Origin of the sequence: Pseudarthrobacter cremeus, from assembly GCF_051857465.1 — a bacterium.
Classification (GTDB): Bacteria; Actinomycetota; Actinomycetes; order Actinomycetales; family Micrococcaceae; genus Arthrobacter.
This window is the reverse complement of the sequence record NZ_JBPZHC010000017.1, coordinates 1-22378: the sequence shown is the minus strand read 5'-3', so window position 1 is coordinate 22378 and position 22378 is coordinate 1. Positions and strand designations below refer to the sequence as shown.

At 64.5% G+C, this 22378-nt stretch carries 17 protein-coding genes; 13 read left to right on the top strand and 4 right to left on the bottom strand.

Translation table 11 applies throughout. The features are described 5' to 3' along the window. Positions 1 to 141: 141 nt before the first annotated feature. Together ACS5PJ_RS20890 and ACS5PJ_RS20885 are read left to right on the top strand one after the other, a co-directional pair. Complete coding sequence (locus ACS5PJ_RS20890) at positions 142 to 1359, top strand: sensor histidine kinase (RefSeq protein ID WP_439436770.1); 1218 nt, start codon at positions 142 to 144, stop codon at positions 1357 to 1359. Then, positions 1356 to 2036 (top strand): response regulator, encoded by a 681-nt coding sequence (locus ACS5PJ_RS20885; protein WP_108598564.1) that lies wholly within the window; start codon positions 1356 to 1358, stop codon positions 2034 to 2036. The genes ACS5PJ_RS20890 and ACS5PJ_RS20885 overlap by 4 nt, the downstream gene beginning before the upstream one ends. A gap of 133 nt (positions 2037 to 2169) precedes the next feature. Here ACS5PJ_RS20885 and ACS5PJ_RS20880 read toward each other — a convergent pair whose 3' ends face one another. Continuing rightward, positions 2170 to 2715 (bottom strand): hypothetical protein, encoded by a 546-nt coding sequence (locus tag ACS5PJ_RS20880; protein ID WP_439436800.1) that lies wholly within the window; start codon positions 2713 to 2715, stop codon positions 2170 to 2172. A gap of 270 nt (positions 2716 to 2985) precedes the next feature. Here ACS5PJ_RS20880 and ACS5PJ_RS20875 point away from each other — a divergent pair, with 270 nt between their 5' ends. From ACS5PJ_RS20875 to rlmB, 5 genes are all read left to right on the top strand, one after another. Then, on the top strand, positions 2986 to 3468 hold the full coding sequence (locus ACS5PJ_RS20875) for a CarD family transcriptional regulator (protein WP_026266570.1): 483 nt from the start codon (positions 2986 to 2988) through the stop codon (positions 3466 to 3468). A 154-nt stretch (positions 3469 to 3622) separates the two neighbouring features. Then, positions 3623 to 4405 (top strand): 2-C-methyl-D-erythritol 4-phosphate cytidylyltransferase, encoded by a 783-nt coding sequence (gene ispD / locus ACS5PJ_RS20870; protein WP_439436769.1) that lies wholly within the window; start codon positions 3623 to 3625, stop codon positions 4403 to 4405. A gap of 2 nt (positions 4406 to 4407) precedes the next feature. Then, positions 4408 to 4905, top strand: a complete 498-nt coding sequence (gene ispF / locus ACS5PJ_RS20865) for a 2-C-methyl-D-erythritol 2,4-cyclodiphosphate synthase (RefSeq protein WP_439436768.1) — start codon at positions 4408 to 4410, stop codon at positions 4903 to 4905. A 67-nt stretch (positions 4906 to 4972) separates the two neighbouring features. Next, positions 4973 to 6430, top strand: a complete 1458-nt coding sequence (cysS, locus tag ACS5PJ_RS20860; RefSeq protein WP_439436767.1) for a cysteine--tRNA ligase — start codon at positions 4973 to 4975, stop codon at positions 6428 to 6430. 69 nt (positions 6431 to 6499) lie between these two features. Further along, on the top strand, positions 6500 to 7495 hold the full coding sequence (gene rlmB / locus ACS5PJ_RS20855; RefSeq protein ID WP_439436766.1) for a 23S rRNA (guanosine(2251)-2'-O)-methyltransferase RlmB: 996 nt from the start codon (positions 6500 to 6502) through the stop codon (positions 7493 to 7495). 155 nt (positions 7496 to 7650) lie between these two features. Here rlmB and ACS5PJ_RS20850 read toward each other — a convergent pair whose 3' ends face one another. Continuing rightward, positions 7651 to 8490: a carbon-nitrogen hydrolase family protein gene (locus ACS5PJ_RS20850; protein WP_439436765.1), complete on the bottom strand. Its 840-nt coding sequence runs from the start codon at positions 8488 to 8490 to the stop codon at positions 7651 to 7653. Positions 8491 to 8627: 137 nt separating this feature from the next. On the opposite strand from ACS5PJ_RS20850, the gene glgX reads away from it, so the two are divergent. From glgX to ACS5PJ_RS20835, 3 genes are read left to right on the top strand one after another with little or no spacing between them, the layout of a single operon-like run. Further along, a complete protein-coding gene (glgX, locus tag ACS5PJ_RS20845) occupies positions 8628 to 10739 on the top strand; it encodes a glycogen debranching protein GlgX (protein ID WP_439436764.1) in 2112 nt (703 codons plus the stop codon). A gap of 15 nt (positions 10740 to 10754) precedes the next feature. After that, a complete protein-coding gene (locus tag ACS5PJ_RS20840) occupies positions 10755 to 11234 on the top strand; it encodes a guanyl-specific ribonuclease (RefSeq protein WP_439436763.1) in 480 nt (159 codons plus the stop codon). Between the two features lie 8 nt (positions 11235 to 11242). Continuing rightward, positions 11243 to 11599, top strand: a complete 357-nt coding sequence (locus tag ACS5PJ_RS20835) for a barstar family protein (RefSeq protein WP_439436762.1) — start codon at positions 11243 to 11245, stop codon at positions 11597 to 11599. A gap of 11 nt (positions 11600 to 11610) precedes the next feature. Here ACS5PJ_RS20835 and glgP read toward each other — a convergent pair whose 3' ends face one another. Next, complete coding sequence (glgP, locus tag ACS5PJ_RS20830) at positions 11611 to 14229, bottom strand: alpha-glucan family phosphorylase (RefSeq protein WP_439436761.1); 2619 nt, start codon at positions 14227 to 14229, stop codon at positions 11611 to 11613. Between the two features lie 152 nt (positions 14230 to 14381). Between glgP and ACS5PJ_RS20825 the strand changes: the two genes are divergently transcribed. Genes ACS5PJ_RS20825 through ACS5PJ_RS20815 form a run of 3 tightly spaced genes read left to right on the top strand, consistent with a single transcriptional unit; the run spans position 14382 to position 21956 of the window. Next, positions 14382 to 16463, top strand: a complete 2082-nt coding sequence (locus tag ACS5PJ_RS20825) for an alpha-1,4-glucan--maltose-1-phosphate maltosyltransferase (protein WP_439436760.1) — start codon at positions 14382 to 14384, stop codon at positions 16461 to 16463. Beyond that, positions 16460 to 18256, top strand: coding sequence for a maltose alpha-D-glucosyltransferase (gene treS, locus ACS5PJ_RS20820; protein ID WP_439436759.1), 1797 nt, complete (start codon positions 16460 to 16462; stop codon positions 18254 to 18256). The genes ACS5PJ_RS20825 and treS overlap by 4 nt, the downstream gene beginning before the upstream one ends. 1 nt (position 18257) lies before the next feature. Next, a complete protein-coding gene (locus ACS5PJ_RS20815; RefSeq protein WP_439436758.1) occupies positions 18258 to 21956 on the top strand; it encodes a 1,4-alpha-glucan branching enzyme in 3699 nt (1232 codons plus the stop codon). Here the strand turns inward: ACS5PJ_RS20815 and ACS5PJ_RS20810 are convergent. Then, the coding region (locus ACS5PJ_RS20810; protein ID WP_439436757.1) for a hypothetical protein at positions 21953 to 22378 on the bottom strand (426 nt) is incomplete at its 5' end. The genes ACS5PJ_RS20815 and ACS5PJ_RS20810 overlap by 4 nt on opposite strands.

Here is a 22378-nt window from a genome sequence, read left to right as displayed (position 1 = left end):
GTCGCCGTTCGGCACTCCGACGGGTAACTCTGTCAGCGGGCGGTGAACTCTTTGTCGTTTGTAGATGAACGTTAGCTGAACCGTTCGTGCAATGGCCCGGGACGCACCGGTAGGCCACTCCTCACAGCATAAGCTGGAGCCGTGGATTCTACGCTCATCGGTGTCATCGCCGGCCTGGTTGGCCTGGCGTTAGGCACTTTCGGCGTGCTCGCGTTCAGGGTCAGTGAACAGCAGCGGCAGCTTGTTGACGTCGACGACGACGAACTCACCTTGCCGCCGGGCGCCGCGGAGGTGCTTGCCGTCGTCGGGCGGGCCTTTGTGGTGGTGGACGCCGTGGACGGCGTGGTCCGGGCAAGCCCGGCCGCCTACGCCTACGGGCTCGTCCGCGGCCACACTGTGGTCCACAAGCAGTTGCTGGACATGACGGCGGGGGTGCGCCGGGACGGTGTCATCCTGGAAAAGCGCCTGGAGCTTCCGCGCGGTCCGCTGGGCCAGGGAACAATCATCGTGCAGGTGCGTGCAGCCATGCTCGGCGAGGAATACATCCTGCTGCTTGCCGATGACCGGACCGAGATCACCCGCACGGAAGAGATCCGGAACGACTTCGTCGCCAACGTCTCACACGAGCTCAAGACCCCGGTAGGTGCAATTTCCCTGCTGGCCGAGGCACTGGAGTCTTCGGCAGACGACCCCGAAGCCGTCCGACGGTTCGCCAAGCGCATGCACAAGGAATCAGGCCGGCTGGCTGCCTTGGTCCAGGACATCATTGAACTCTCACGCCTCCAGGGAGCCAGCGTCTCCCAGGAAGGCACGGCGGTGGACATCAACGCCGTCATCTCCGAAGCCGTGGACCGCTCCCAGCTCCCCGCCGAAAGCAAGAACATCCAGATAGTTGTCGGTGACCGGGTGGAGGCCAAGGTATTCGGTGACCGGGACCTGCTTGTTACGGCGCTGCGGAACCTGATCGACAATGCCATCCGCTACTCGCCTGAAAACACCAAGGTGGGCGTCGGCGTCCGGTCCAAGGAAGGACTCATCGCCGTTTCTGTCACGGACCAGGGTGAGGGCATGAGCCTGGAGGACCAGGAGCGCGTCTTCGAGCGGTTCTACCGCGTGGATGCTGCGCGGTCGCGCCACACAGGCGGGACGGGCCTTGGGCTGAGTATCGTCAAGCACGTCGCCTCCAACCATGGCGGTGAGGTGACCTTATGGTCCCGGCCCGGCCAGGGTTCCACGTTTACCCTGAGGCTGCCTGAAATGGAAACGCAGGACGAACCCGAAACCGCAGGAGTCAAAGAACGAGCCGTACACGAGCGCGTTAAAGAACGCGGCGTACATGAGCAAGGAGCCAGCGCTTGAGCCGTATTTTGATAGTCGAGGACGAAGAGTCGTTCAGCGACCCGCTGTCGTATTTGCTGGGCAAAGAGGGGTTCGAAGTCGAGGTTGTGGACAACGGACTGGACGCCATTACCGAATTCGACCGGAACGGTGCGGATCTGGTGCTGCTGGACCTGCAGCTCCCGGGCCTGTCAGGCACCGAGGTATGCCGCCAGCTGCGTCAGCGCTCCAGCGTCCCGGTGATCATGCTGACCGCCAAGGATTCGGAGATTGACAAGGTGGTTGGCCTGGAACTGGGCGCCGACGATTATGTCACCAAGCCGTATTCGTCCCGGGAACTCGTAGCCCGCGTGCGGGCGGTACTCCGCAGGCAGGGCGAGCCCGAGGAACTGATCTCCGCCACGGTTCAGGCCGGCCCTGTCCGGATGGACATCGAGCGCCATGTAGTGAGCGTGGGCGGCGAACAGGTCCTGCTTCCGCTGAAGGAATTCGAGCTCCTGGAAATGCTTTTGCGCAACTCCGGCCGGGTGCTGACCCGCGGCCAGCTGATCGACCGGGTCTGGGGTTCGGATTATGTGGGGGATACCAAGACCCTGGATGTCCACGTCAAGCGGCTTCGCGGCAAGATCGAACCGGACCCCTCCGTGCCCCGCTACCTGGTCACCGTCCGCGGCCTCGGCTACAAGTTCGAGCCGTAGGAAAACCGGGCAACAGCAGCCAACAACTGTAACTACGCAAAAGGAGGACTCCCCCACGGGGAGCCCTCCTTTTTGTGCCTGTGCAGTTCTGCCGGTTTCTACCTTTGCACCCTGCCCGGCCGGCCGGGAGCGTCTAGTGGGCTGCCCCCGTGGCGGTGGCCGACGGCGACGGGGTGGGGGAGCCGGAGGTGGTGGGTTCGCTGCCTGCCGGCAGGTACTCCTTGTACTCAGCCAGGGTGCCGTCCAGGACAGGCACGCGGACCGTCTTGCTGACATCGGTGCCGTCCTCGCTGACCTTGACGTCCACGAGGGAACCGGCAATGCCGCCGGACGTGCTCAGGATGGCTTCATCGGTGGAGTCGTTGAGCAGGGTGTAGGAGTTCGCCTTCACCGGAACCTGCGTCCGGGAACCCTTGGCACCGTTGACCGTGAGTTTGACGTCCTTCGATGAGGAGTTGTACACGGCGCCGAGCAGGCGGCCGGGCTTGTCCTCGCCATCTGAAACGATCAGCATGTTCCGAAGCTGCAGCGGGCCGAGGTCTGCGCGGATGCCATCGGAGGAGGAGTACTGGTGAGAGGTCTGCTGGGGGTTGATGTAGCCGCAGCCGGTCATAGTCGCCAGGCCCAGGGCCAGGGCTCCTGCTGCCAGTGCCAGCTTGGCGCTCTGGGCCCGGTTCATCGCAGTGAAACGCACGTCACGTACTCCTCGAGAGTCTTGAAACATTATTCAGCCATAGCCTAGCGGCAATCGGCTCCAAACGAGGATTCCGCGCGGTCATATTGTCCTTGGCAGCAGGCAGCGGATGCACTATTATCCGCGTTCGTCAAGGGGGTGGAGGGGGTTGATTTGCCCCATTTTCCGCGGATTCATGCGGTTCCGGGCCCCTGCAGAGGCCAGTCATATGCCTGAATCGTGATAAACTGGTCTGCGGGAAAGGGGAATGTCCACATGGTATTTGAGGTCGGCGAGACAGTAGTTTACCCTCACCACGGTGCAGCAAAAATTGAAGAAATCAAGATGCGCACTGTCAAGGGCGAAGAGAAGATGTATCTCAAGCTCAAGGTGGCTCAGGGTGATCTGACCATTGAAGTTCCAGCAGAGAACGTTGACCTTGTTGGGGTCCGTGACGTAGTGGGCAAGGAAGGTTTGGAGCACGTTTTCGATGTGCTTCGGGCTGAGTTCACTGAAGAACCCACCAACTGGTCACGCAGATACAAGGCAAATCTGGAGAAGCTTGCTTCCGGTGACGTCATCAAGGTTGCAGAGGTTGTTCGCGACCTCTGGCGCCGCGATCACGATCGGGGCCTTTCCGCAGGTGAGAAGCGAATGCTGGCCAAGGCCCGGCAGATTCTGATTTCAGAACTGGCGCTGGCTGAAAAGACCGATGAAGAGAAGGCAGCAAGCGTTCTCGACGAGGTCCTGGCTTCCTAAGAATTGAGCCCCGGGGGTACGTGAGTACCGCCGGGGTTTCTTTTTGCCCTTTTTGGCCTGGGCGCGGGTTCTCCGGAAGCGGTTGCGCTTGTCCGCCCGTTTCCCCCGCGCCGGTTCCACCACGCGTGGGTGTCCGGGACGTAGGCTGGAGCGCATGAACAACGGACTGCCCCGCCCTGTCACCGCCGTCATCATCGTGGCCGCAGGTTCCGGTGAGCGGCTGGGTTACGGTTTGCCCAAAGCCGCGGTGCCGCTGGGTGGAGAGCCCATCCTGATGCACGCACTTCGGGGCGTCGTCGCCTCCGGGGTCAGCAGCCAGGTTTGTGTGGTGCTGCCGGCAGAGGCGGAGGACCTCCACCAGCTCTGCGAGGAATTCAGGCAGGAACTGGCCGACGGCGGTCCCCTTCTTACCCTTGTTGTTGGCGGCTCGACGCGGGCGGACTCCGTCCGGGCGGGCATCGCTGCACTGATGGACGGCGTCGAAGCGGTGCTGGTGCACGACGCCGCCAGGGCGCTGACGCCTGAATATGTCTTCCACCGTGTGGTTGATTCCCTGGCAGCCGGCGCCGTTGCGGTGATCCCGGGTGTCCCGGTGGTGGATACCGTCAAGACGGTTGCCCGGACAACCGGGGCCGACACCGCCATCGCGCCTGAAGTCGTTACCGGTACGGCTCCGCGGGAGGAACTGCGTTCGGTGCAGACACCCCAAGGGTTCCGGCTGTCCACTCTGCTTCAGGCTCACGAGGCGGCGTCGGGTTTTGATGAGAAGCAGTCGGCCGCGGTCACCGACGACGCCATGCTGGTGGAACTGCTGGGAGTCCGGGTGCACGCCGTCCACGGCTCCACGCAGTCCTTGAAGATCACTACGCCCCTCGACCTGATCATCGCTGAAGGGCTGTTGGAGGGCCCGCTGGGTATCCGATGGGTGGAGGGCTAAGCATGAACGCGAAGCAGGTGATCATCCCGCGCACCGGCATCGGCATGGACGTCCATGCCTATGCGTCCGAGGACCTTCCCCGGCCGTTGTGGCTCGGCGGGCTGTTCTGGGAAGGTGAGCGCGGACTGGCCGGACACTCGGATGGGGATCCGGTGGCCCACGCGGCTGCGGATGCCCTCTTCTCGGCTGCCGGCGTGGGGGACCTCGGGACACACTTCGGGACGGACCGGCCGGAATTCGCCGGGGCGTCCGGCGTCACGCTGCTCGCAGAGGCGGCCAGGATTGTCCGGGCCGCCGGGTTCGAGATCGGCAACGTGGCGGTCCAGTTTGTTGCCGGACGGCCCAAGTTCGGTCCGCGGCGGCAGGAGTCGCAGAATGTACTGACCGAAGCCGCCGGAGCGCCCGTCAGCGTCACAGCCACTACCAGTGACGGACTGGGTTTCACTGGCAGGGGTGAGGGCATAGCCGCCGTGGCCACGGCCCTCGTTTATCCGCGCTGACCGGATCGGCTGCCGGGCAACCCTGACAGGCAGCGGGCGCCGACATCTTTTCGGCTAATCTGGAGCGGTGACCCTCCGCTTTTACGACACAGCATCCGCCGAAGTCCGTGACTTCGTTCCCCTCGTCCCGGGAAAAGCGAGCCTGTACTACTGCGGAGCCACAGTGCAGGGGATGCCCCACGTGGGCCACATCCGCTCGGCCATCGCGTTTGACCAGCTGACCCGCTGGCTCGAGTACAGGAACCTGCGCGTGACGGTGATCCGCAACGTCACGGACATCGACGACAAAATCCTCGCCAAATCCGCCGAGTCCTTCGGCCCGGATTTCGAGGATGGGCCGGACGCCGTCCGCGAAGAGGAATGGTGGGCGCTGGCCTACCGCTTCGAACAGGAATTCCTTAAGGCTTACGACACCCTCGGCGTTTCCCGCCCCACCTATGAGCCGCGGGCAACCGGCCACATCCCGGAAATGCATGCACTGGTCCAGTCGCTCATCGAGCGCGGCCACGCCTACCCGGCTCTCGACGATTCCGGCGACGTCTACTTCGATGTGAGGTCCTGGGACAAATACGGTTCCCTGACGCGCCAGAACATCGAGGACATGCAGGGTGCACCGGACGCGGACCCCAGGGGAAAGAAAGACCCCCGTGACTTCGCCCTCTGGAAGGGCCACAAGGACGGCGAGCCGACGACGGCGAGCTGGGTTTCGCCGTGGGGTGCCGGCCGGCCGGGCTGGCACCTGGAATGCTCGGCGATGGTCACCAAGTACCTGGGCACCGAATTCGACATCCACGGCGGCGGCCTGGACCTCCGGTTTCCGCACCACGAGAACGAGATGGCGCAGTCCCAGGCCGCCGGGCACGGCTTCGCCAACTTCTGGATGCACAACGGCATGGTCACCTACGAGGGCGACAAGATGTCCAAGTCCATCGGCAACACCATCAGCCCATCGGAGATGCTGGAGCTGGCTTCCCCGCGGGTGGTCCGCTACTACCTCGGGCAGGCCCACTACCGGTCGGTGCTGGACTACCGCCCCACGTCGCTGCACGAAGCTGCGGCCGCTGTCGAACGCATTGAGGGCTTTATGAGCCGCGCCGTTCAGGCATTGTCCGCCGGTGGAAACCATACGTTCGCCACCGACGGCAAGGTGCCCGAGGAATTCGAACGCGCCATGGACGAGGACCTGAACGTTCCGCAGGCCCTCGCCGTGGTCCACGAGACAGTGCGGTCCGGCAACACAGCCCTGACGGAGGGACGCCTGCAGGAGGCGCAGCAGGCGTTGCACAGCCTTCACGACATGCTTCGCGTCCTGGGCCTGAACGATGTGGCTTCCGGCGCGGTCGCGGACACCCGGGAATCAGCGGCCCTGCAGGTCCTGGTCGAGGCCCAGCTCGCTGCCCGCGCGCAGGCCAGGGCGTCCAAGGACTGGGCCGCCTCGGACGCCATCCGGGACACGCTGAAGGCCGCCGGCGTCGCTGTTGAGGACGGCCCCGACGGCGCCACCTGGAGCCTGCAGCGGGACTGAACCGGCGATTTTACTTGATTCAGTAGACTGGTAGGCAGACTCAGTCAAACAATCAAGGGTGGAACTCTCATGGCCAACAATGGTCGCCGGTCGGTAAAAGCGAAGAAGGGCCCTACCGTCGGAACCGGCGGGCATGGCCGCAAGGCCCTGGAGGGCAAAGGGCCCACGCCCAAGGCGGAGGACCGCCCGTACCACAAGGCCCACAAGAGCAAGCAGCTCGCGGATCGGTCCGCCGCCAAGCGTGGCACCAGCACCGGTGCCCGCAGCGCCGGTGCTTCCCGCTCCGGTCCCAAGGGCCGCGCCACCGAGGAAGTCGTCACCGGCCGCAACTCGGTTGTCGAAGCCCTGCGTGCCGGCATCCCGGCCAAAGCCCTGCACATCGCCATCCGGATTGAGATGGACGACCGTGTTAAGGAATCGCTGAAGCTTGCTGCAGAACGCGGCATCCCGCTGCTCGAGACGGGCAAGCCCGAGCTTGACCGCATGACAGACGACGCCGTCCACCAGGGCCTCGTCCTGCAGATCCCGCCCTACGAGTACCAGGACGCCTACGACCTCGCTGAGGAAACCGTGGCGGCCTGGAAGAAGGGGCACGTACCCAACGCGCCGCTGTTCGTGGCGCTTGACGGCATCACGGACCCGCGTAACCTCGGCGCCATCATCCGCTCCGTCTCTGCTTTCAGCGGCCATGGCGTCATCGTTCCGGAACGCCGTTCCGTCGGCGTCACCGCTTCCGCCTGGAAGACCAGCGCCGGCGCGGCCGTGCGTGTTCCGGTGGCCCGTGCGGCGAACCTGAACAGCGCCCTGAAGCAGTTCAAGAACATGGGCATCTTTGTCCTCGGGCTCGACGGCGACGGCGATGTTTCGCTTCCGGACCTCACCCTCGCCACGGAGCCTGTGTGCATCGTGGTCGGCTCTGAAGGCAAAGGCCTGAGCCGCCTGGTCCGCGAGAACTGCGACCAGATCGTCTCCATCCCGATCGACTCCGCCATGGAATCGCTGAACGCCTCCATGGCCGTCGGCATCTCCCTGTACGAAGTCTCCAGGCAGCGCGCCGCCAAGTAGTGGGCGGCACGGCTGACATCCTCCGCATGCTGCGCCTTCGTGGCTTTGACGCACGCTTCCGGATGCCGGCCGCGCCACCAACGCTCTGGCACTACCTGCAGTAAAACCGGCAACCCTCTCTCACACGGTGAGAGAGGGTTGCCGGTTTTACTGCATTAAGTAAGAGAGCGTCGAGCGGGCTGGAAGTCGCGGCGGTTGGCCAAAACCGGGAGCCGCTGGCGGGCCTCCCTGACCACGGCGGCGTCCAGGTCGGCATAGAGCAGGCCCGGGGCGGCGTCGAGCTCGTCCAGCACCTCGCCCAACGGTGAGACGAAGACCGAATGCCCCACCCCGGTCGGGGAACCGGCCTTGGCGCGGACGCCCTGGGTGACGGGGTCACCCTGTCCGCAGGCGAGGACGTAAGTGGTGGAGTCCAGGGCACGCGCACGGGCCAACAACTGCCACTGCTCAACCTTGCCCGGCCCGGAGGCCCACGAGGCACAGACGATGTTCGCCTCCGCGCCCCGTTCGGCGTTCGCGGTGAACAGGGCCGGGAAACGGATGTCATAGCAGGTGGACAGTCCAAAGGTGAGGCCGCCGGCGTCGAACGTTACCGGTTCAGTACCCGGATCAACGGTGTCCGATTCAAGGAAGCCGAAGGCGTCAAAGAGGTGGACCTTGTCATAGTGCGCCTCGACGCCGGGCCCGGTGGCCAGGAGCGTGTTCCGCACTTTTCCGCCGGCGGAACCCGGACCGGCAGCCGACCCCGGGGTGAACATCCCCGCCACCACAACCATGTCCAGGGACGCCGCGATGCTACGCACCCGCGAGGCCCACGGTCCGTCCAGCGGTTCGGCGATGTCCACCAGCGGGTTCCCGAAGGCCCGCATGGAGGCTTCGGGAAAAACCACCATGTCGGCACCGCCCGACTTGGCCTTTTGCGCCTCGCGTTCGATGGTGGACAAGTTGGCGGCCAGGTCCCGGCCGCTGATGATCTGAGCCAGTACAACCCGCACTTGGTACCTCCGCCTCGACGTTTCCTTCCAGTATGCAACCCGGGTCCGCATGAGGCGGCATGACGTCCGCGGCGGCTTGCGGGTGTCACAATGGCCGGAGTGCGGATGAACCGGCCCCGGCGGCTACCATTGACGTGATGGTCATGCCGCTTTTCGACACCGCTTCCACCATGGATGCCTCCTCTGCACATCCACTCGGTGTCAGCGTTCCGCGCCCGGGTCCCGGCGCGGACAACGCCCTGCACTCCAGCGCCAACGTCGCTGTCTATGCGCCCGGCGTCTTGACCCTCGAGATTGCCTACAAGGCCCCCGGCGGCGAATGGCGCCTGCAGACGCTGCCCAACGTCACGCACGGTGTGCACCACGGCATAGTTGATGATTTCCCGTACGGCTCGCGCTATGGGTTCCGTGCTACTTCCAAGGCCGAGCCGCTGCCTTTGTCAGTGCCAACCATGGACCTGGACGACGACGGCGGCCAGCCCCTGTTGCTTGATCCCTACGGCCGTGCGGTGGACCAGCGGGAAGGATTCCTGACGAACGTCAGGATGGCCGGCGATTTCGACTGGGGACAGGACGAGCGGCCGCGGCTGCAATGGCGGAACACCATCATCTACGAGGCTCATGTCCGTGGCCAGAGCATGCTGCACCCGGACGTGCCGGAGGAACTGCGCGGAACGTACGCGGGCATGGCACATCCGGCGATCATCGAGCACATCAAGAGCCTGGGTGTGACCTCAATCCAGCTGCTCCCGGTGCACTTCCACCTGGACGAGCCACATCTGCAAAACCTCGGCATGACCAACTACTGGGGCTACAACACAGCCGCATTCTTCGCGCCGCACCCAGGGTACGCAACGAAGGCCGCCCAGGAGGCCGGTCCGCAGGCCATCCAGGACGAGTTCAAGGGAATGGTCAAACTCCTTCACGCGGCCGGACTCGAAGTGATCCTTGACGTCGTCTACAACCACACTGCCGAGGGCGGCGCTGACGGGCCCACCCTCAGTTTCCGCGGGCTCGGCGAGAACGCGTACTACCGTATGGATGGCCACGGAAAATACGTGGACACCACCGGGTGCGGCAACAGCCTGAACTTCGGGAACCCCCGCGTTGTCCAGCTGGTCCTGGACTCGCTCCGGTATTGGGTGGACGAATTCCATATCGACGGGTTCCGTTTTGACCTGGCAGTGACCCTGTGCCGGAACTCCCACAACGAGTTTGATCCCCGGCACCCTTTCCTGGTGGCGGTGGCTGCAGATCCTGTGCTGTCCGACGTGAAACTGATAGCCGAACCCTGGGACGTCGGCTACGGCGGCTGGCAGACCGGTAAGTTCCCGATGGGCTGGGTGGACTGGAACGATCACTTCAGGGACAGCGTCCGCTCCTTCTGGCTCTCCGACCGGGCGGCCATCGAGGCGGGCGGGCATGGCGGGTCCGTCGCCCGGCTGGCAGATGCGCTGTCCGGTTCTGCCGCGCTTTTTGAGGGCTCAGGCCGCTCCAGGCTGGCATCGGTCAACTTCGTCACGGCACATGACGGCTTTAACCTGAACGACCTCGTCTCCTACGACCGCAAACACAACGAGGCCAACGGCGAGCAGAACCGGGACGGGCACGGCGATAACCGCAGCTACAACCACGGCTTCGAAGGCCGGACCGAGGACGAGGGCATCCTGGCGCAGCGTGCCCAGTCCCGGCGGAACCTCATGGCTTCCATGATGATTTCCCTGGGCGTGCCCATGATCACTGCCGGTGACGAGCTGGCGCACACCCAGCAGGGCAACAACAACGCCTACTGCCAGGACAACCCCATTGCCTGGATCGACTGGACGCGGACGCCCGAGTCCTCCGAGATGCTCCGCAGCACCAAACGCCTTGTCCGGCTGCGCAAAGAGTTCCTGGCAAGCCAGCCCCACGACTTTCCCGCCCGGGACGAGCAGTCCTACCTCTACTGGTTCGACCATTCAGGCCAGCCGATGTCCATGGAACGCTGGAACGATCCCAGTCACCGGGTGATGCAGCTCCTGCTCGGGTCCGACGACGGCGCTCTGGCAGGGCTCGTGGTGGTCAACGGCAGCAACTCCGATGTGAGAATCACCCTGCCGGAGCTCACGAACGACGACGGGACGCCGCGCCGGATGTTCGAACTGCGCCTCACCACGTCGCCGCTCCATGAGCTCCGCCAGGGCGGGCGGGTCGCGTCAGGTGAGACGGACCTCATTGAGGCAAACTCGATCAACATCTACCGTACCTAGCGGCGGAGGAACCGGATGCGCAACCGTTCCGTTGCTGCCCTGCTGCTGACCGGGCTGACAGTGGTGGTACTGCTCGCTTTCGGCGGTACCGGCGTCCTTGAATCGCTGACGGGAAGTCCGACGCCGGCGGTAAGTTCCGGCGCGGCCGCAGGTCAGGGGGCTCCCGGTCCTGCCGCCCCGGCCGGTTCTGCCGCACCGGCGAACCCTTCCTCACTTGCGGAGATCAACGAGTCGCTGCTCCCGGCGGAAGCACGCCAGACCCTCGCCTCGATCCGTGCCGGCGGACCTTACCGCTACAGCCAGGACAATAAGACCTTCGGCAATTTTGAGCGCATCCTCCCGCGGCAGGATTCCGGCTACTACCGCGAGTACACCGTTCCCACCCCGGGGGAGTCCGACAGGGGAGCCCGCCGGATCATCACCGGCTCCGGGGGAGAAAAGTACTACACGCAGGACCACTACGATTCGTTCAAATTCATCGCAGAAGGAAGCTGAACAACCCCATGAAGATCTACTCCGCCGATACCTGGACCATGGAAGAGCTGCAGGCACAGGTGGCCGACGCAGGCCGGCGCAGCCTGGTGGTTCCGGCCGCCGACAGCAAAAGGGCGGTTCTCGAGACCTTCGGCGAGGTCCTGGAGTTCCCTGAGCACTACGGCGTGAACCTTGATGCGCTGAACGATTCCCTGCATGACTTCGCCGACAGCATCACCGACAACGGCAGTGAGCCGGTCACCGTCCTCTGGGAGGTGGCAGCCCGGTTCCGCGGCGACCGGTCCTTCGGGATCATCTGCGAGATCCTGCAGGACGCCGAAAGCTACGCCGGGAGCGATCTGGCGGTCACCGCGGTACTGCTGTAGCCCCTGGGGCGTCAGGCGTTGACGATCAGCCCCAGCTCGGCCTTCGAAGCCAGTGCCTCGTGGCGTGGCAGGACGCGTACCGTATAGCCGAACGGGCCGGAACGGTCGATGACCAGGGAGCCGCTGAACAGGTGCCGCCCGTTGCCGAGATCCTCCTTGGGCTGCAGGTCCATCACCGTTACCTCGGTCAGCGTGTCACTTTCCTCGGCGCGTCCGTAGGCAACCTCCACGGAAACATCCTCCGGTGTCAGGGTGTGCAGCGCCACGTAGGCGTTCACCTGAAGGATGTCGCCGATCTGCGGGTCCTCGGACACTCCCACGGAATCCACGTGCTCCACATGCAGCAGCGGCCACGCGGACCGCACCTTCGCGGTCCATGCCGCCAGGATGCGGGCCTGGGCGTAGGAATCAGCCACGGCGCGGCGGCCTGCCTCCGCTGCGGGCCGGTACAGGACGTTGACATAATCGTGCAGCATCCGTTCCGCGGAAACGGCCGGCCCCAGGTGGGACAGCGTGTGCTTGATCATGGAGACCCAGTGGGTGGGGACTTTCTCCGACCCGGTGGTTGAGGGGCCGGCGGCACCCGCGGCTTCGGACACGGTGCTGCCGTAGAAGCGCGGCGCCACCTGCGTTTCCAGCAGCTCATACAGCGCTGCCGCCTCGATGTCGTCGCGTTCCTCGGGGGACGCGTCATTGTTGGCGGTGGGGATCGCCCAGCCGTTCTCGCCGTCGTACATCTCGTCCCACCAGCCGTCCATCACCGAAAGGTTCAGCGAACCGTTGATGGCGGCTTTCATGCCGGAGGTGCCGCAGGCTTCCAGGGGACGGAGCGGGTTGTTCAGCCACACATCGCAGCCCGGGAAAAGGGTCCTGGCCATGGCGATGTCATAGTTCGGCAGGAAGGCGATCCGGTGCCGGACCTCAGGATCGTCAGTGAAACGGACCAGGTCCTGGATCATCTTCTTTCCGGCGTCGTCGGCCGGGTGGGACTTTCCGGCGATCACCAGCTGGATCGGGTGCTCCGGGTGCAGGAGCAGGGCCTTGAGCCGGTCAGGTTCGCGCAGCATCAGGGTCAGGCGCTTGTACGTGGGGACGCGCCGGGCGAAGCCGATGGTGAGCACGTCGGGGTCCAGCACGTTGTCCGTCCAGCCGAGCTCGGCGTCGGCGGCACCGCGCTTCTTCCACGCGGCCCGGAGGCGGCGGCGGACGTCCTCCACCAATGCCGTGCGCATTTCACGGCGGAGCGCCCACACATCGGCGTCGCTGACGTTGTAGGCAAGGTCCCAGCGGCCCATGGTTTCGGCTTCGGTGCCGAACTGTTCACGTGCCAGTTTCGAGATGCGCCCGTCAACCCACGTGGGCACATGCACGCCGTTGGTGACCGATGTGATGGGGACTTCGGAGTGGTCGAACCCGGGCCACAGGGCCGAGAACATCCCGCGGGAGACTTCGCCATGGAGTTTGGCGACGCCGTTGGCCCGTTGTGCCAGCCGCAGGCCCATGACCGCCATGTTGAAGACGGACGGGTTGCCGTCAGCGTAGTTTTCCCGGCCAAGTTCCAGGATGCGGTCCACCGGGACTGCGGGGGCAAGCCCGGCCTGGAAGAAGTGTTGGATCTGGGAGATCTCAAAGCGGTCAATGCCGGCCGGGACCGGAGTGTGGGTGGTGAAGACCGTGGATGCCCGCCCCGCGGCGAGGGCTTCGTCGAAGCTGAGGGCAGCTTCACCGGCCATCAGCTCCTGGATCCGCTCAATCCCCAGGAAGCCCGCGTGGCCCTCGTTGGTGTGGAAGACCTCCGGCGCGGGGGTTCCGGTGAGCTGCTGGTACGCGCGCAGCGCCTTCACGCCGCCCATGCCCAGCAGGAGTTCCTGCTGGAGGCGGTGGTCTCCGCCGCCGCCATAAAGGCGGTCCGTGATGCCGCGGGCGGCGTCGTCGTTGCCGGGGACATTGGAGTCCAGGAGCAGCAAGGGAACGCGCCCGACGTCGGCACGCCAGATGTGCGCCAGCAGCCGGCGGCCGTTGGGCAGCGGCAGGGAGACCTGTACCGGCCGGCCGTTGCCGTCCGGGGAGGGCTCGCGGAGCAGGGTCAGGGGGAGGCCGTCCGGGTCAAGGACCGGGTAGGTTTCCTGCTGCCAGGCGTCGCGGGAAAGTGACTGCTTGAAGTAGCCGGCCTGGTAGAGCAGGCCGACGCCGATCAGGGGCACGCCCAGGTCCGAGGCGGCCTTGAGGTGGTCGCCTGCGAGGATGCCGAGGCCGCCCGAGTACTGCGGCAGGACTTCGGTGATGCCGAACTCGGGGGAGAAATAGGCGATCGCGGCCGGGGCGTCCTGGCCCAGGCTCTGGTACCAGCGCGGTTCCTCAAGGTAGCGGTCCAGGTCCTCCGCGGCGGCCCGCACCTTATCAACCACCGCCTGGTTTGCGGCGAGGCTCTGGAATTCCTCGCGGCTGACCCGTCCGAGGAAACTGACGGGATCCTGCCCGCATTCCTCCCAGATCCGGGCGTTCAGACCCGCGAACAAATCACGGGTTTGCCGGTGCCATGACCAGCGCAGGTTGGTCGCCAGCCGGGCCAGCGGCCGGATGGGTTCCGGGAGAACAGTTCGGACGGTAAATCTGCGGATTGCCTTCACCTGCGCCACACTAACCGACAACAAGGACCGCCGGAACTGCTTTGGCTTTCTTTTAGGTAAATGACAGTTGACGTGCCGGAAAAGTCGAAACCGCAGTGGAAAAACAGGAGCAGGCTTAGCAATCTGGGCCATTTCTCGCTAACGTCGAGCATGTGACGACTAACTCAGGAACCATCGCCTCTTCCAAGAAAAAGCCGAAAGGCAAAATCACCGACGGGCTAAGGTTTGGCCGTTTTCCGATCACCGCCGTGCAACCAGTGGTGGAGGACGGAAAATATCCTGCCAAGGCTCTGCCGGGGGAAGGGATCGTGGTGGGTGCCACCGCCTTCCGGGAAGGGCACGATCAGCTCGGCGTCTCCGCAGTGCTCCTCGATCCCCGCGGAAAGGAGCGCCAGCGCGTCAGGCTGGCGCCGCCCCGGGGGGAACGCGGGATGGGGACCGACCGCTGGGAGGGTGTCCTCACGCCGTCGGCCGTTGGCAACTGGACCTTTTTCATTGAGGCCTGGCACGACCGCTATGGGACCTGGCACCACAACGCGGAAGTCAAGGTGGCCGCCGGCATCGACGTCGAGCTGATGCTCGCCGAAGGCTCGGCCCTGCTGTTGGACGCGGCCGAGGACGTCTTCCGCACAGCGGCTGACCGGAGGACCCTGCGCATGGCTGCGGCTTCGCTCGTTGACAAGTCCCTGACCGAGGAGGAACGCCTCGGCGCCGGATTCAGTGCGGACGTGGCCGCCATCGTGGACCGCCAGCCGATCCGGGAACTGGTCACCGTTTCGCAGCAGTATCCGCTGCTGGTCGAACGCGACCTCGCGGGCCGCGGCGCCTGGTACGAGTTCTTTCCCCGTTCCGAGGGTGCCGTGCGGGACCACACCACGGGGGCGTGGACTTCCGGTAACTTCCAGACGGCGGCGAAAAGGCTGGACGCTGTGGCGGACATGGGCTTCGACGTGATCTACATGCCGCCCATCCACCCCATCGGGATCCAGCACCGCAAGGGCCCGAACAACACCCTCATTGCAGGGCCCCACGATCCCGGCTCGCCCTGGGCAATCGGCGCCAAAGAAGGCGGCCACGACGCCATCCACCCGGACCTCGGAACGTTCGAGGACTTTGATGCCTTTGTGGCCAGGGCGAAGGAACTCGGGCTGGAAGTCGCGCTGGACCTGGCCCTGCAGGCCGCGCCGGACCATCCGTGGGTGCAGTCCAACCCGGAATGGTTCACCACCCGGGTTGATGGAAGCATCGCCTACGCGGAAAACCCGCCCAAGAAATACCAGGACATTTTCCCGCTCAATTTCGATAATGATCCCGAGGGGCTTTCCAAGGAAATCCTGCGGATCGTGCTGCTGTGGGTCAGCCACGGCGTGAAGATCTTCAGGGTTGATAATCCACACACCAAGCCGGTGTGGTTCTGGGAATGGCTGATCGGGCAGGTCAACAAGAAGGCCCCGGGCGTCGTGTTCCTCGCTGAAGCATTCACCCGTCCTGCCATGATGCACGCACTGGGCCGCGCCGGCTTCCAGCAGTCGTACACCTATTTCACGTGGCGGAACACCAAAAAGGAACTCGAAACGTACTTCAACGAGGTCAGCCACGAGTCTCCGGCCTACTTCCGTCCCAACTTCTTCGTCAACACCCCGGACATCCTCACTGAATACCTTCAGTTCGGCGGCCCGGCGGCGTTCAAGATCCGGGCGGCCCTGGCCTCCACGGCCAGCCCGCTGTGGGGCGTCTACGCCGGCTACGAACTCTACGAGCATGTAGCACGCCCGGGGGCGGAGGAGTACATCGACAACGAGAAGTTCGAGTACAAAGCCCGCGACTGGGACGCTGCCGCCGCATCCGGCCGTACCCTGGCGCCATACCTGACCCGGCTCAACGCGATCCGGCACGCCCACCCGGCGCTGCAGGACCTGCAGAACCTCACGGTCCACCACAGCACCGATGACGCCACGGTGGTGTACTCCAAGCACAAGACGCTGCCGGACGGCACCAAGGACACCATCCTCGTGGTGGTCAACGTTGATCCGCACGGCATCAGGGAGAGCACCGTATCGCTTGACCTCGCAGCCCTCGAACTTGACCCGGAAGACCTCTCGCCCAACGGCGGCTTCCTGGTGGAAGACCTCATTTCCGGAGAATCCTGGGAATGGGGCGAATACAACTACGTCCGCCTGGACGCGCACGTCGAACCCGCACACATCCTGAGCGTGAGGAGATTGCATCAGTGAGCTTTAACCCGCAGAGTTCCAGCCAGCATTTCACCCCTAAGAGCACCTTTGAGCTCAATGCCCCTGGCCTTCCCCATGATCCGCTCTGGTACAGGAAGGCCGTGTTCTACGAGGTTTTGGTCAGGGCCTTCGCGGACGCCAACGGCGACGGTTCGGGCGACTTCAGCGGCCTGATCGACAGGCTGGACTACCTCCAATGGCTGGGGGTGGACTGCCTGTGGCTCCCGCCGTTCTTCCAGTCACCGCTGCGTGACGGCGGCTATGACATCTCCGACTACAACTCTGTCCTGGACGAGTTCGGCACCATCACCGACTTCAAGAGGCTGGTGGCCGAGGCCCACGCCCGGGGTGTCCGTGTCATCATCGACCTTCCGCTGAACCACACCTCGGACCAGCACCCCTGGTTCCAGGAATCGCGGAAGGACCCCGACGGTCCCTTCGGCGACTTTTACGTCTGGAGCGATACGGACGAGAAGTACCAGGACGCCCGCATCATCTTCGTGGACACCGAAGAGTCCAACTGGACCTTCGATCCCATCCGCCGGCAGTTCTTCTGGCACCGCTTCTTCGGGCATCAGCCTGACCTGAACTTCGAGAACCCGAAGGTCATCGAGGCCCTCTTCGACGTGGTCCGTTTCTGGCTTGACCAGGGCATTGACGGGTTCCGCGCAGACGCCATCCCCTACCTCTTCGAGGAGGAAGGGACCAACTGCGAAAACCTGCCTGCCACGCATGACTTCCTTCGCAAGCTGCGGGCCATGGTGGACGAAAGCTACCCGGGCCGCGTCATCATCGCAGAAGCCAACCAGCCGCCCAACGAGGTAGTGGAGTATTTCGGCACAGCTGAGGAACCGGAATGCCACATGGCCTTCCACTTCCCCATCATGCCGCGCCTCTACTACGCGTTGCGGGACCAGAAGGCCGCTCCGATCATCGAGACCATGCAGGACACTCCCGAAATCCCCGAAGGGGCCCAGTGGGGGACGTTCCTGCGGAACCACGATGAACTGACGCTCGAAATGGTCACTGCTGACGAGCGTGCGGCCATGCTGGGCTGGTACGCCCCGGATCCCCGGATGCGCGCCAACATCGGTATCCGCCGCCGGCTTGCGCCGTTGCTGGACAATTCCCGGGCCGAGATCGAACTGATCAACGCCCTGCTGCTGTCGCTGCCGGGCAGTCCGTTCCTGTACTACGGGGACGAGATCGGCATGGGCGACAACATCTGGCTCGAGGACCGTGACGCCGTCCGTACGCCCATGCAGTGGAATCCGGACCGGAACGCGGGCTTCTCCCATGCCGATCCAGGCAAGCTGTACCTCCCCGTGATCCAGTCGCTCGTGTACAACTACTCCATGGCCAATGTGGAAGCCGAAGCCGCCCACTCCGGTTCCCTGCTCCGCTGGACCCGGCAGATCCTGAGCGTCCGCAAGAACCACCCTGCGTTCGGGCTGGGGGCGTTCAAGCATGTGGAGGCAGATCACGACTCCGTGGTGGCATATCTGCGGGAACTCTCGGATGACAACACGGTGGGCGAGGAAGGCGAGACCATCCTGTGCGCCTTCAACCTCTCGCAGCACCCTGTCGCTGCCAAACTCCGGATTCCCCAGTTCGCAGGCCGCGGACTGCGTGATGTGTTCGGGGGCCAGCCGTTCCCGGGAATCGACGGCGACGGAACACTGACCCTCACCCTGGGGAGCCACGACTTCTTCTGGCTGCGCATCCGTTCGGCAACCTCGAACCCGTCCTCGCCCTACACGCAGGCCCTTCCCGTCCTGTCAATCGAGAACTGACATGAACGAACCCACCGTCACAGCCATGTTGGTCCCGGTCCTGCGCGAGTGGCTTCCGCTCCAGCGCTGGTTCCCGGTCAAGACAGCAGATTTTGCGCTGGAACAGGCGGGGAGCCTGCGGCTCGAGGACGCGGCGGGGCAGGCGCGGCTGGAGATCTTCCTGCTGGCCGTTTCGTACCCCACGGCCGACGGCGGACGCCGGACGGACGTCGTCCAGGTTCCGTTGAGTTACCGGGACTTCCCGCTCGCCGGTGCCGAGCGTGGATTGGTCGGGCGGAGGCCTGATGCCGGGATGCCCTGGATCTACGATGCCGTATACGACCCGTCGTTTGTCGCCGCCTGGCTGGAGCTGATCCGGTCCGAAGGGTCCACTGGCGGAACCGCGACGGGCCACCGGACCCGGTCGGAGCACCGCCTGCCCACGGCCCACGGAGTTGTCAAGGTCCTCTCCGGCGAGCAGTCCAACAGTTCGGTCATAGTGGACGACGGCGAGTCGGCGGCGATTGTGAAATTCTTCCGGGTCCTCTCCGAAGGAGTGAATCCCGAGGTAGAGGTAGGAGCAGCCCTGACCGCCCAGGGCACCTCCGAGGTTCCGGCCACCCTCGGATGGGTGCGCGGGCAGTGGATCGCACCCCTGTCCCAGCCATCAGGCCAGGTGCCGGCGGATTCCCGCCAGGTCCAGGGTGAGCTTGCCGTGGCCCACGAATTCCTCGCGGGAGGCCGCGATGCCTGGCGCCTGGCAGTGGACGCCGCGCGCACCGGAACCGACTTCACCGCCGAGGCACGCGGCCTCGGTGCGGCCACGGCAACTGTCCACCGCAGGCTTTCGGACGCTCTCGGCATGACCGGTGAGTCCGCCCCGGGCCAGATCATTGCTCCCGGGGTAGCCCAGCGGGTCCGCCAGGCATGGGCGGAAGCCGGTGCCGCCGTCGGGCCTTACGACGACGAGCTGAACAAGCTGCTTGGTGAGCTTGACGGCGTTCCGGCCGGACCGCTGCAGCGGATCCACGGCGACCTGCACCTGGGCCAGATCCTGCAGGTCCCCGGCCGCGGCGAAGAGCCGGACCGCTGGGCGATCCTGGATTTTGAAGGTGAGCCCCTGCGGCCCATCTCTGAACGGAACTTCCCCGATGTCCCGCTCCGGGATGTCGTGGGGATGCTGCGGTCCTTTGACTACGCCGCGGGCGCGGCCGAGCGCGAATACCAGGGTGCCAATGTTCCCTCGTCCTGGGTCGATGATTGCGCGGACGCGTTCCTTGCCGGCTATGCCGCAGTTACGCCCGGCACGATCGACCGCGGCTCACCGCTCTTTGTGGCATTGTGGCTGGACAAGGCGCTCTATGAAGTGGTTTATGAATTGCGGAACAGACCTGACTGGCTGGCCATTCCTGCGAATGCGTCCAGACGGCTCCTCAGCGGTAAAGGCCCCGACGATCATGCCGGGGCAGCAGCGGAAGGTATTAACATGACAGGCTCAGCACAAACAGACAGGCCCGGTGTGCCGCTTCACGTTGATGCGGACACGCTCGCCCGGGTGGGCAACGGCGAACACCATGCTCCTCACTCGGTGCTCGGCGCCCATCTGGACGACCACGGACACGTGACGGTCCGCACGGTGAAGCACCTCGCCGAAGAAGTCAGCGTAGTCACTGCCGCCGGTGCGGTTCCCATGACGCACGAGGCCAACGGTGTGTGGGTGGCGGTACTGGAGCCGCTCCAGCACGGCCACGTGCCTGACTACCGGCTGGAAGTCACTTACCCGGGCATGGCACCCCAGACCATGGACGAGCCCTACCGGTACCTTCCCACCGTGGGTGAAGTGGATCTTCACCTCATCGGCGAAGGCCGGCACGAGAAACTGTGGGAAGTGCTTGGCGCCCACGTCCAGCACTACAAGTCTTCCCTCGGCGATGTGGACGGCGTCTCCTTCGCTGTATGGGCCCCCAACGCCCAGGCCGTCAGGATCAAAGGCGACTTCAACGCGTGGGACGGCCGCGAAAACTCGCTCCGTTCACTGGGTTCCTCGGGGGTGTGGGAAGTCTTCCTGCCTGGTGTTTTAGCAGGGGCGTGCTACAAATTCGAAATCAAGACCAAGAGCGGTTACTGGGTCGAAAAAGCCGATCCACTGGCATTCGGTACAGAGGTCCCGCCGCTGACCGCGTCCAAGGTGGTTGAGCCGTCCTACGCGTTCCAGGACGCCGAGTGGATGGAAGCCCGCGCCCAGCGGGACCCCCACAATTCGCCGATGAGCGTCTACGAAGTCCACCTCGGATCCTGGCGCCTCGGCCTGGGATACCGCGAACTCGCCAAGGACCTGGTGGAGTACGTCAAATGGCTGGGATTCACCCACGTGGAGTTCATGCCAGTGGCCGAACACCCCTTCGGCGGCTCCTGGGGCTACCAGGTGACCTCCTACTTTGCGCCGACCTCACGGTTTGGCCACCCTGACGAATTCCGGTACCTCGTGGATGCGCTGCACCAGGCCGGAATCGGTGTGCTTCTGGACTGGGTCCCTGCACACTTCCCCAAGGACGCCTGGGCACTGGCGCAGTTCGACGGCGAACCGCTGTACGAGCACGCCGACCCGAACCTGGGCGAGCACCCCGACTGGGGAACCCTGATCTTCGACTTCGGCCGGACGGAGGTACGCAACTTCCTGGTGGCCAACGCCCTGTACTGGCTCGACGAATTCCACATTGACGGGCTCAGGGTGGATGCCGTGGCGTCCATGCTCTACCTGGACTACTCGCGGGAAGAAGGGCAGTGGTCGCCCAACCGCTTCGGCGGCCGCGAGAACCTCGAAGCCATGTCGTTCCTCCAGGAAGTCAACGCCACTGTCTACAAGACCCACCCGGGCGCGGTGATGATCGCCGAGGAGTCCACGGCGTTCCCCGGAGTTACCGCCCCGACCAGCCACAATGGGCTGGGTTTCGGCCTCAAGTGGAACATGGGCTGGATGCACGACTCCCTCAAGTACATTTCCGAGGACCCGGTCAACCGGAAGTGGCACCACGGTACGGTGACCTTTTCCATGGTCTATGCGTTCACTGAGAACTTCCTGCTTCCCATCAGCCATGACGAGGTAGTGCACGGCAAGGGCTCAATGCTCCGGAAGATGCCGGGCGACCGCTGGCAGCAGTTGGCTAACCTGCGCGCGTTCCTCGCTTACCAGTGGGCTCACCCGGGCAAGCAGCTCATCTTCATGGGCACTGAGTTTGGCCAGGAAGCCGAGTGGTCCGAGCAGCACGGACTCGACTGGTACCTGGCAGATATCCCGGCGCACCGTGGGATCCAGCTCCTCACCAAGGCCCTGAACGAGCTGTACAGCTCGACGCCGGCGCTTTACACCCGGGACAATGAACCCGGCGGCTTCCAATGGATCAACGGTGGCGACGCTGACCACAACGTCCTGAGTTTTGTCCGATGGGACAAGGACGGCAACCCCCTGGTGTGTGCCATCAACTTCTCGGGGGGTCCGCATGTCGGGTACACCTTGGGTGTTCCCGCTGCGGGGGCCTGGACCGAAGTCCTCAACACCGACGCGGCGGACTACGGCGGATCGGGCGTCCTGAATGCCGGACCGCTGACGGCCACGGGCGAAGGACGCGACGGCCAGCCGGCATCGCTGACCGTCACGTTGCCCCCCTTGGGTGCGGCGTACTTCAAGCCCGGTGCACAGGCAGCAGCCATACTGCCCTAGTGTGATCCCGCTCTCCTAAGACGGCGGCAGAAAAGCCCGGAATCCCTTGAGATTCCGGGCTTTTTTGTCTCCCGGGGTTGCGGCCGGGGGAGCTGCCTGGCAGGCGCGGTGGCCATCCCGGAAAAGTGGTGGTAGAGTTTATTTCCGCGCTGCTCCACGGAGTCAGACGGAAAAATCGACACGAAAGCCTCAGGCTGATGAAGGTCGCGGACGCCGGTTTGACAAGTTGGAAGCCAGCCGGTAAGTTTGAGAAGTTGCTCCGGAGCGATCCACGGCTGAGATGTTGTGGTGGTGCCGGGTGTGTCTGTTGTTTGAGAACTCAATAGTGTGCCAAGTTTGTTGATACCAATTGTTTTATTGATTGGTTGTTTTGGCCGGGCCCTGTCCATCCCGTGGATTGTGGTCTGGTTTTTACAGCTGGT

What these genes read in the sequence shown, in the direction of transcription:
- ACS5PJ_RS20880 (WP_439436800.1), bottom strand. Translation starts at nt 2,715, where the DNA reads ATGAACCGGGCCCAGAGCGCCAAGCTGGCACTGGCAGCAGGAGCCCTG.
- ACS5PJ_RS20875 (WP_026266570.1), top strand. Translation starts at nt 2,986, where the DNA reads ATGGTATTTGAGGTCGGCGAGACAGTAGTTTACCCTCACCACGGTGCA.
- ispD (WP_439436769.1), top strand. Translation starts at nt 3,623, where the DNA reads ATGAACAACGGACTGCCCCGCCCTGTCACCGCCGTCATCATCGTGGCC.
- ispF (WP_439436768.1), top strand. Translation starts at nt 4,408, where the DNA reads ATGAACGCGAAGCAGGTGATCATCCCGCGCACCGGCATCGGCATGGAC.
- rlmB (WP_439436766.1), top strand. Translation starts at nt 6,500, where the DNA reads ATGGCCAACAATGGTCGCCGGTCGGTAAAAGCGAAGAAGGGCCCTACC.
- glgX (WP_439436764.1), top strand. Translation starts at nt 8,628, where the DNA reads ATGGTCATGCCGCTTTTCGACACCGCTTCCACCATGGATGCCTCCTCT.
- ACS5PJ_RS20840 (WP_439436763.1), top strand. Translation starts at nt 10,755, where the DNA reads ATGCGCAACCGTTCCGTTGCTGCCCTGCTGCTGACCGGGCTGACAGTG.
- ACS5PJ_RS20835 (WP_439436762.1), top strand. Translation starts at nt 11,243, where the DNA reads ATGAAGATCTACTCCGCCGATACCTGGACCATGGAAGAGCTGCAGGCA.
- ACS5PJ_RS20815 (WP_439436758.1), top strand. Translation starts at nt 18,258, where the DNA reads ATGAACGAACCCACCGTCACAGCCATGTTGGTCCCGGTCCTGCGCGAG.